Genomic DNA, 7,557 nt, shown 5'->3' on the forward strand with positions numbered 1-7,557 from the left:
GCGCACCTGGGCGGCGCTCTGGTAGGCTTTTTGCTGGTGTTGTACTGGAATAAAACCAGGCGCAGAAGATTTTATTAGTAATTTTACGGGGCCGGAGCCGGGTCAAACATTGAACGTGAGAAGCGGTACATTGCTTTCAGCTTAATCCGCTCACTTGTTTCACAATTTGCCTGACTTAACACCGATTTGAAGCGTAAATTTTTTAAGTATGGGGGTGCTTGAACAAACAAAAACAAAAAAGGTTTTTTTTGGTGCGGATAATGATGCATTGGTGCGGATTATTATTCTGAATATACTGGTTACTGCTGTTCTTTTCTTTATCCGTTCCATATACCAGCTTTCGGATATTGATCTTTCCCGCTACCAGTCGGAGGTAGCAGCCTGGTTCATACTGCCTGCCGGTACAGGCAAATTGATCACCCGTCCCTGGACCGTTGTTACCTTCATGTTTTCCCATATTGATATATGGAGTCTTATCGCCAATATGCTTTGGCTATGGGCTTTTGGGTTCATTATCCAAAGCCTGTTCGGCAGCCGGAAACTGGCTCCCCTGTATATTTATGGTGGCTTTGCGGGAGCCCTGGCCTATATTTTATGCAGCAACCTTATTCCTTCGCTGGTGCCTGGTGTTTCAACTATGGCACTGGCCGGCGCCAACGCCTGTGTAATGTGTATAGCCGTTGCGGCTACCGTTGCAGCGCCCCGCTATCGTATTTTTCCCATGCTTAATGGGGGTATACCTTTATGGATATTGACCCTGATTTATGCAGTGATCAATTTTGCAGGAACATCTTTTGGTAACCCTGCCGCTTACGGCGCCGAAGTGGCGGGCGCGGCCATGGGCTTTGTATTTGTGAACCGGCTCGACAAAGGGCAGGATATGGGGAGATGGATGAATGCCATTTATGACTGGTTTTTCGATTTATTTAACCCCGACAAAGAACCCCGGCGGGATTCGGTAAGGCGCAGCATGTTTTACGATACGCACGGTAAACCGCCATATAAAAAGAAACCCAACCTGAGTCAGCAGCGCATTGACGAAATATTAGATAAGATCAACCAAACCGGTTTTCGCAGTCTTTCATCCGACGAGAAAGAGATATTGCGCCGGGCGGGTGAGGAAGATTTATAATTTTACTGCATGTTCCGTAAATTCATCAGGCGCATCTTACTTATTATTTATATTGTTATCATTGTTTTTTTCCTGGCTGCCTGCCTGTCGCCTTTTCTGAATCCGGCCACCTGGTGGGTCTTTGGTTTTTTCGGGCTGGCTTTCCCTTATTTGTTCATTGCACTGTGTGTTTTTTTGGGAGGCTGGTTACTGGCGGGGTCGCGGTGGAGCTGGCCTGGTATAATTGCTTTGTTACTCGGCTGGAACAATATTTCTGCGGTTTTTGCTTTTCACCCGCTGAGCTCATTCGATAAGACAAAAAAAGAAGTGGGCACTTTACGCATAATGACCTGGAATATCAAGGGCTTTTTTCCGTCTGAGCATATTAAAAACAGGGAAACACGGATCGCTCACCGCGAAAGTATATTGGGTGTTATACGCGATTACGACCCGGATGTAATAGCCATCCAGGAATTTTACAGCATAGAAAACGTTAAATGGTTCAATAACCTGTCGGTTCTCAGGAACATGGGGTACCGGTACTATTATTTCCCCGGCGATTTTGAAAGATATAAAGACAACCGCAGCGGGACAGCTATTTTTTCAAAGTGCCCGATCATCGATTCCTCGAAAACCATTATGCCGCAAAATGCGGGTGACGATGTGGAAAGTCTGCTGAGTGCCGATATTGTATGCCACAACGATACCATAAGGATCTTCACGGGCCATTTGCAATCCTACCGGTTTATGCCGGAAGATTACAGCGATCTTTCCAGGATCAGGAACGATGCCAATGAAAGAATTGATGCTTCAAAAAACATTGTACGGAAAATGCGCATTGCTTTTAAGATGCGGGGCATACAAACGGATCTTATACGCAGGCAATTGGATGAAAGCACTTATCCTGAAATTTTTTGCGGCGATCTGAATGATGTGCCCGGATCCTATGCTTACTTCTCGGTAAAAGATAAAAAAAGAGACGCATTCATTGCCAAAGGATTTGGTTTCGGTCAAACCTACTATAGCTTTTCTTCCAATTTTATGCGGCGGTTGCCTTCTCTAAGGATTGATTATATTTTTGCAGATCCCCGCTTCACTGTGGAGCAATGCACAAGGATCCCCATAATTCTGTCGGATCATATACCTGTGGTAGCAGATGTTCGCCTGCAGAATAACTGAGCGCTGTTTTTCCGCTTTAAATATGGATTAACGCTGAAATATTATTCCGTTTATATTTGCAATAAACATACAACAATATTAAACCAGGCTATGGCGGAACTGAAGGTTTACAATTCATTGACCAGGCAAAAAGAAGTGTTTTCTCCTATTACACCCGGGCACGTGGGCATGTATGTATGTGGTCCCACGGTTTACAGCGATGTACATCTTGGCAATTGCCGTACCTTTATTTCATTTGATATCATATACCGCTACTTAAAATATCTGGGTTACAAAGTAAGATATGTACGCAATATAACAGATGCGGGGCACCTCGAGGGCGACAGGGATGAAGGCGATGACAAATTTTCAAAAAAGGCGCGGCTCGAAGCGCTGGAACCTATGGAAATCGTTCAGAAATATACCCTTGGATTCCATAAGGTGATGGAATTGTTCAACAACCTTCCGCCTACCATTGAGCCTACAGCAACAGGCCATATTTCCGAGCAAATTGAAATGGTAAAGCACATCATCAGCAATGGTTATGCATATGTAGTTGATGGTACGGTTTATTTTGACGTGGAGAAATACAATAAGGAAAAGCCCTATGGAATTCTTACCAACAGGAAACTGGAAGACCTGCTTGAAGGCACACGTGAGCTGGGCGGTCAGGATGAAAAAAAGGGGCGGCTCGATTTTGCATTATGGATCAAGGCAAAGCCGGAGCACTTAATGCAATGGCCTTCGCCCTGGGGCATGGGTTTCCCGGGCTGGCATATAGAATGCTCGGCAATGAGTGAAAAATACCTGGGCAAACAGTTCGATATTCATGGCGGGGGAATGGATCTTGCGGCAACGCATCATACCAACGAAATTGCACAATCACAGGCATGCTATAATGTTAGTCCGGCCCATTACTGGATCCATACCAATATGCTTACTGTTAATGGCGCAAGAATGAGCAAAACTGCCGGCAACGGCTTTCTTCCCGGCCAGTTGTTTACAGGCGACCACCCCCTGCTTGAAAAAGCCTATTCGCCAATGACGGTGCGCTTTTTTATGCTGCAAACGCATTACAGGAGCACGCTCGATTTTAGCAATGAAGCTTTGCAGGCTGCCGAAAAGGGACTGAAAAGGCTGTGGGAAGCATATGAGAATCTTGAGGGCCTGCAATTGCAGGCGCAAACGCTTGAGCCGAACGCCGCCAATGTTGAAACCGACAGCCGTTGCCGCGAACTGATCGCTGATTTTGATATTTCAATGAGTGACGATTTTAATACGGCAAAGGTGTTGGCCAATATGTTTGAGCTGGTGCCGCTTATCAACTCTTTTAAAGGCGGGCAAATTTCCTTAAACAGTATTAGCAGATCTACTTTTGAATTGCTGCAAAAGCAGTTTACAACTTACCTGCTTGATGTTTTTGGCTTAAAAGATGATAAGACTGCCGATACCGGCCGGCTTGATAGTGTGTTGCAGTTGCTGATCCGGATAAGAAGGGAAGCAAGAGCAAAAAAAGACTTCGCTACCTCCGATAAAATACGCAATGAACTTCAGCAGTTGGGCATCATATTAAAAGATGAGAAAGACGGCAATGTAAGCTGGAATATTATTTAAAACGCTACTCCGATGCATTATGTGGCACATTTGTGTAAAGACAGGAAGCTGAAAAAGCTGCTCAACGTGCAGCCGCCTTTTCAGTTAAAGAAAAGAAGGGATATCCATATCTACCTGTGTGCTTCCATAATGAGCCAGCAGATCTCGGTTAAAGTGGGGGATATTATATACAAACGCTTTCTGGGCTTATACGGGGGCAAAAAACCCTCTGCATTGCAGATCAGCCAGACACCGTTCGATGTTTTGCGCTCCATTGGCCTGTCTGCTGCCAAAGCCAGCTATGTGCTTAATGTAGCCCGCTTTGCAGCCGAGCAGGGAATGGAAACCCGTAAGTTCAGTGCTATGAGCAATGAAGAAGTTATAACGTATGTGACGCAGATAAAAGGTGTGGGCAGGTGGACTGCAGAAATGTTGCTGATGTTTGCCCTTGAGCGGGAAGATGTATTTTCGGCCGATGATCTGGGTATCCAAACTGCCATGAAGCGTTTGTATAAGCTGGATGCTGCAGACAAAAAAGATTTCAGGCAACAGATCGTAAGGATATCAGAAAAATGGGCGCCTTACCGTACCTATGCCTGTATGCATTTATGGGCCTGGAAGGATGGTGGATAAAAAGCCGGAAATCCCTAAAGAACCAAAATACAAATCACAAGAATCAAAAAAATAAATATCGAAATTTCAAATCCGAAATTCGAAGGGAATACAACATAGGAGCGCGTGAAAGGAAAACTAAAAAATGTAAAATTCTGCTGGGCACTGGTCCTTACATGGCTGGCAGGCAATACCTTAGCGGTCTGACCCTCCTTGCGTCGGGTACCGACCGCTAAGGTTCTTAAATCTCAAATCAGAAATCTCAAATACCACATGCCTGCCATCAAAACCCAGCGCAACAGCACGAAAAAGGAAGTTATTATCAACAAAGCGGCCCGGCTGTTCAGGGAAAAAGGATTTGCCGGAACATCCATGCGCGACCTGGCTGAAGATGTGGGGGTGGAAGCGGCCAGCCTGTACAATCATATTCAATCCAAAGCCGAAATATTGCAGGATATTTGTTTCAGGGTGGCTAATATTTTTATTGAGCACCTCGAAAAAATTGAGGGCAACAAGCAACATTCCATTGATAAGATCAAAGCCATTCTCCGCTTTCATATACAGCATATCGTAAATAACTATGAAGATGTATATGTGGCCGACAGAGAGTGGCGGCATCTTTCGGAGCCCTATTTATCGAATTATAAAGTTCAGCGAAAAAGCTACCGCCAGCGTTTAGCCGCTATTATAGAAGAGGGCATCCGGAAGAAAGAAGTTAAAGCCATTGACGCTCCTACGGCAGTATTGATCATGCTGCATGCCATAAGTGGTATCGAATCGTGGCATCGTTCCAAACAAAAAATTTCGGCCGAACAACTCGAAAAAAATATGATCGTCATACTGGTTGAAGGCCTCAAGATATGAGCGCCGTGCCTTATGCAACAACCCTTTCTTTTACAGGACTGCCGGTTTTACCCCAAAAACAAATACTGCGGTTATTGATCTTGATATTCTATGATGTTGTAACTTCGGGACGGCTCCTTATCCCGTTGGTATCAATAACCCTTTTCTATGAACTTGCAGGGCTGTCTCCTGTTGGAAACATTATTGCTTTTGGACCTCTAATGATTTATTCAGACATAAATAAAACAAAATGGCTATCAGAGAATCTGTAAAAATGCTTCCGAATGAAGTTTGGAAGGACCTTCCCGAGCATGAATCTAAAGGAGCTGTTTGGTACAAATATGCAATTTCCAATCATGGCAGATTAATAAAGTACAATAAGCGCCTGTCGGACGGGTTTGTATTGCGGCTGAGCAGGCAGGCCAATTATCCGATATGGCGAAAAAAGCTCAACGGGGAATACTATACCGCTTTGGTTCATCGCCTTGTGGCAAAGCATTTTTTACCCAGGCCCAGGGGCAGGCAAAAATTCATCATTCATCTTGATCATGATTATGAGAACAATAAGTACAACAACCTCAAATGGGCTACCCGGGAGGAAGTGTCGGCGCACAATAGAAAGAATCCGCGGGTGAAGGCTGCAATAAAAAGGCGCAAAGAAAATCCAACAACAAAGGGTGAGAAACTTGATGTTAAAAAGGTAAAAGCGATAAAAAAACTGCTGAAAGAAAAAAATACGCTCAAATATATTGCGGAAAAATACGGTGTATCAGACATGCAAATACACCGTATCAAAACCAGGGAGAACTGGGCGCATGTAAAAATATAGTGATGCTTTCACTTTACCGTTCCCCTGCCCAGTATTACAGTAAAGGGCGTGCCTTCTTTGTAAACAGCCGGCATATTGCCCCCCTTGCCTTTTAGCCTGAACCGTTCCGATTGCAGCCTGATGCTGCTTCCATCGGTAGCCTGTATCCGTTGAATGACAAAACCGATAAGCGCTTTTCTCCTGCCGTGTGCCGGCACTACATCTACGATTTTCCCATAAACAGGCGCTCCTTTTTTAATGATCACCCGTCCTCCTGCTGCCACATCCTCGTTGCAGTGAAGCCGAACAATGGAGCCGTCTTTTTGCTTTTCTTCAGAGCTCAGATCCTGGTCTAAAATAACACTGATCTTTTTCCCGGCAGGAACGCTCACCGGCTGGTTCGGGGAAGGGATTGGCGCGGGCGGCGGCGGTTCTTTTGTTGCTTCCTCTACCTGCGGATCCTCTTTTTTATCAGGGGATTGACTTTCGTTATCCTTTGTTTGTTCCACAGGCAGCAGCTTTGTTTTTTCCCTTTCGGGATCTTCTTTCTTTTCCCGCCCTGATTCAGTCACCGGCACATAAGGTGTACTGCTTTTCACCAGCTGCTCTTCAATAATACCCGCACTTTTGGGTATTTGGGCGGGTGCTTCATTTATCGGGAGGGTTACATGATATTCTCTGTTGACGGCATTCCCGGCACTTTTTTCTGTACGCTTTTTCTTATCCATGTTGCTGTAATAATAATTACCCGTAAGCAGCCCTGCACACAGGATAATGACCCCGGTAAGCAATGCGATGGATCTGTTCGTATCCCACCGGTTGAAGTATGCAGCAATATCCGCTAACTTAAATGCCCTGGCAGAGGTCTTTACTGCTCCCGGCCGGGTTGTTTCTGACCTAAGGGCGGCAGGCAGCAACAACAGGAATTGCTTGAAGCGATTGGTAAAGGGCCGCAAGCTCCTGGTGCTGACTACCGGCGGTAATTTTTCCTGCACATCCCGCTTCAGCATTTCCGCTAATTCGGCTTCATTGAGTAAATCACGAGGAATGCTTTTAAGAAGCGCCGCTTTGAAGTCGCTCACCGAAGCAAAACGCTTTGCCGGCTTTTTTTCCAAAGCCCTGAAAATGACCTGCTGCAGTGCAGGGCTTGTTTTGCTGATCAGTGCAGGGTCGGGCGGCGGTTTCTCTTCCAGTTTTGCTCTCATTAAATGGTAATCCGTATCGCCGGTGAATGGAGGATGACCGCAGAGCAACTCGTATAAAATATTTGCTGCTGCATAGATATCCGACAATTCATCGCCTTCCTTTCCCTGTATTTGTTCGGGCGCCATGTATTCGAGGGTGCCTACCGATTTTCCATGCTGGGTGAGCCTTTGTGAATTGCGTATGCGGGCTATGCCAAAATCCATGATCTTAACTTCTCCTTCTTCCG

Annotated in this window: 7 protein-coding genes; 6 read left to right on the forward strand and 1 reads right to left on the reverse strand. The window is 45.5% G+C overall.

What is annotated here, in order from left to right:
- Positions 1 to 208: 208 nt before the first annotated feature.
- The 6 genes from PLH26_RS18225 to PLH26_RS18250 all read left to right on the forward strand — a co-directional run bounded on the left by PLH26_RS18225 (position 209) and on the right by PLH26_RS18250 (position 6,146).
- Positions 209 to 1,132, forward strand: a complete 924-nt coding sequence (locus PLH26_RS18225) for a rhomboid family intramembrane serine protease (RefSeq protein WP_324587463.1) — start codon at positions 209 to 211, stop codon at positions 1,130 to 1,132.
- A 9-nt stretch (positions 1,133 to 1,141) separates the two neighbouring features.
- Positions 1,142 to 2,290: an endonuclease/exonuclease/phosphatase family protein gene (locus tag PLH26_RS18230; protein ID WP_324587464.1), complete on the forward strand. Its 1,149-nt coding sequence runs from the start codon at positions 1,142 to 1,144 to the stop codon at positions 2,288 to 2,290.
- A gap of 90 nt (positions 2,291 to 2,380) precedes the next feature.
- Positions 2,381 to 3,883 (forward strand): cysteine--tRNA ligase, encoded by a 1,503-nt coding sequence (gene cysS / locus PLH26_RS18235; protein WP_324587465.1) that lies wholly within the window; start codon positions 2,381 to 2,383, stop codon positions 3,881 to 3,883.
- Between the two features lie 12 nt (positions 3,884 to 3,895).
- Entirely contained in the window at positions 3,896 to 4,495 is a 600-nt protein-coding gene (locus tag PLH26_RS18240) for a DNA-3-methyladenine glycosylase family protein (RefSeq protein WP_324587466.1), read from the forward strand.
- Positions 4,496 to 4,747: 252 nt separating this feature from the next.
- Positions 4,748 to 5,338: a TetR/AcrR family transcriptional regulator gene (locus tag PLH26_RS18245; protein ID WP_324587467.1), complete on the forward strand. Its 591-nt coding sequence runs from the start codon at positions 4,748 to 4,750 to the stop codon at positions 5,336 to 5,338.
- Positions 5,339 to 5,567: 229 nt separating this feature from the next.
- Positions 5,568 to 6,146 carry an HNH endonuclease gene (locus tag PLH26_RS18250; RefSeq protein WP_324587468.1) on the forward strand — a complete coding sequence of 193 codons (579 nt, stop codon included), beginning with the start codon at positions 5,568 to 5,570 and terminating at the stop codon, positions 6,144 to 6,146.
- 8 nt (positions 6,147 to 6,154) lie between these two features.
- Here PLH26_RS18250 and PLH26_RS18255 read toward each other — a convergent pair.
- A partial coding sequence (locus PLH26_RS18255) for a serine/threonine protein kinase (RefSeq protein WP_324587469.1) occupies positions 6,155 to 7,557 on the reverse strand: 1,403 nt, incomplete at its 5' end.

The sequence above is a fragment of the Agriterribacter sp. genome (assembly GCF_035444585.1).
GTDB lineage: Bacteria > Bacteroidota > Bacteroidia > Chitinophagales > Chitinophagaceae > Agriterribacter.